The sequence below is a fragment of the Candidatus Dependentiae bacterium genome (assembly GCA_016871815.1).
In the GTDB taxonomy this organism is placed as follows: Bacteria; Babelota; Babeliae; order Babelales.
The window spans coordinates 1-2,015 of the sequence record VHBT01000049.1; the positions used below are offsets into that span (position 1 = coordinate 1).

3 protein-coding genes are annotated in these 2,015 nt (G+C 40.4%); all 3 read right to left on the minus strand.

Annotated features, from left to right (window positions below):
• Positions 1-479 precede the first annotated feature (479 nt).
• Complete coding sequence (locus FJ366_04385; protein ID MBM3894804.1) at positions 480-1,046, minus strand: iron-sulfur cluster assembly accessory protein; 567 nt, start codon at positions 1,044-1,046, stop codon at positions 480-482.
• 13 nt (positions 1,047-1,059) lie between these two features.
• The gene (locus tag FJ366_04390; protein ID MBM3894805.1) at positions 1,060-1,320 is read right to left on the minus strand and encodes a (2Fe-2S)-binding protein; all 261 of its coding nucleotides are present in this window, start codon (positions 1,318-1,320) and stop codon (positions 1,060-1,062) included.
• Positions 1,321-1,438: 118 nt separating this feature from the next.
• Positions 1,439-1,654 carry a hypothetical protein gene (locus FJ366_04395; GenBank protein ID MBM3894806.1) on the minus strand — a complete coding sequence of 72 codons (216 nt, stop codon included), beginning with the start codon at positions 1,652-1,654 and terminating at the stop codon, positions 1,439-1,441.
• Between the last annotated feature and the right edge of the window lie 361 nt (positions 1,655-2,015).

Sequence of the window (2,015 nt, forward strand, 5' to 3'; positions counted from 1 at the left end):
ATAAAACCTATCAAACTACAATCTATATACAACAAGGAATAACTGAAAACCCTTCTTTGCAGAATATGAATCGACCTCAAAACAGGGGGCTCATTCAAAGTTTAATAGATCAATACCGTTTGCGATGGACTTCAGAATTTACCGCTATAAAGAACGATATAAAATCGAAGCTTGATGCTACGCTCAGTGAGATTAGTCGAGTGGATCAATCATTACAGACAGTCCAACGACCAGTTCACGCAGTCCCAGCATCTCAAACGGAAGTATCACGAATCGAAAGAGAAAAACAACTTACTGCTGACAAATCAGATCTTCAAAAAAAAAGAGACCAATTATCTAAAGAGTATTTGGTGGTAGATTTGTATCAAAAATTCTCTGAAACATCTCCTAAAAGTTCGAGTTCGTCCGCTTCTGCTGCCCCAGGCAGCAGAAGAACATAATCCCATCAAAGCCACCCATAGGCGGCTTTGATGACGAGGCTAGTAAGATTGCGACTTACCGCAGCCGCATGAGCCTTTGGCATTCGGGTTGGAGATCTTGAAGCCTGATCCATTGAGGCCGTCGACGTAGTCGATTTCACAACCCATCAGACGGGATAAGGCTTGTTGATTGATGTGAAGATCAACGCCATAATGGTTAAATACCACATCGTCTGCTAAGGGCTTCTCTGAATAATCCAATACATACTCAAATCCGCTGCATCCTCCCGGACGATCCCCAAAACGCAGCCCGCAGCTTTCCTTGCCATCCTCTTTTAAGATCGCCAAGAACTTTTCCGCTGCACGACGCGTTAGCGTCACAGTCCCTAAATCGATGGGAGCTTCCAAGATGATGTTCAAACGGGAGATCAATCCCTCGATTTCCTCATCGCTATAGCCGTGGCCAAGCATGCCCGCTTCTAGCGTTTCCCAAGTCGATGCTGAGCACCCAACGCAGTGCAGACCGGTATTGGTGATTTCCTGTGCCAATTTTTGACTTTTCTCTGGAAAATCTGATAAAATCTCTTCGATTGTCATTTGGCGGTGTATTTTTGCTTGAGTTGTCATAAACTACTGTCCCTTAATATTTTAATTTAACAAATCCCTTTAAGATCTTGCACTGGCAAGCGAGGCGCTCCCGATTTTGCTCCCCAAGAAAATCGATCTCTTCCTGAGTCATGGGGGATAGGTTTTCATTCCCCTCTTTGACCTCTACGATGCATGTACCGCAGATCCCCTCTTCGCAAGCGAACGGGACCCCGTTTTCTTCGCAGATCGGCTTGATCGCAGAACCATCGGCAAGTTCAACCTCAGGCTCTTGATTGATGACAATTTTAGCCATTTGACCCTCATATCTAGTGTTTGAGGGTTAAATTTACCATGAAAAGCGGATTTTTTCAATTTGAAACAAAAAACCCCTGCTAGTAAGACCTGCAGGGGTTTTCAGCGTTTGAGAAGGTTTAGAGCTCCTCTTCCTCGTTGATCTTCATTGAGGGAAGGTCGAGTTTTTCCGAAATGACTTCTTCTACCGTCATTTTTAATGTTTCAATCCCGTTAGCGAACCCGCAATCGATCAAGATGCGGTTCAGGTAAGAAAACTCTGTCTCTAACAGGTCGATTCTCGATTCAAGAGCTGCGATTTTGTTACGAAGAACCTCAATGTCCCCTTTATCCATCTTTTCACCTACTATTTGTATTAACTATTATTTATAACATAATTATAACACACAGCGAATAATTGTTCTATTATTTATAGAACCTTGATTTTAAAAATTTATTTTAACTCAAACAGCTAAAAACCAGATATTTAAAAAAACTAACATAAAAACGAATTGTAAAAATTAAAATTATTTTTATGTTTTATTAAAAACAATAAAAGTTCATAATATTAAAAGTTAGTAATTTTATTAATAAAAAAGGAAATAGTTATGATAGATAAAATAAACGACTGGGCAAAGGCTGGAAAAGCCTTGGGTATACTGTATACTGAATACCCCATAGTACATAAGTTTGTAGATACCAAGCTTACAGATTTAC

Excerpts from the sequence above, each read along its gene's own strand:
- FJ366_04385 (MBM3894804.1), bottom strand. The coding sequence starts at position 1,046 with ATGACAACTCAAGCAAAAATACACCGCCAAATGACAATCGAAGAGATT.
- FJ366_04390 (MBM3894805.1), bottom strand. The coding sequence starts at position 1,320 with ATGGCTAAAATTGTCATCAATCAAGAGCCTGAGGTTGAACTTGCCGAT.
- FJ366_04395 (MBM3894806.1), bottom strand. The coding sequence starts at position 1,654 with ATGGATAAAGGGGACATTGAGGTTCTTCGTAACAAAATCGCAGCTCTT.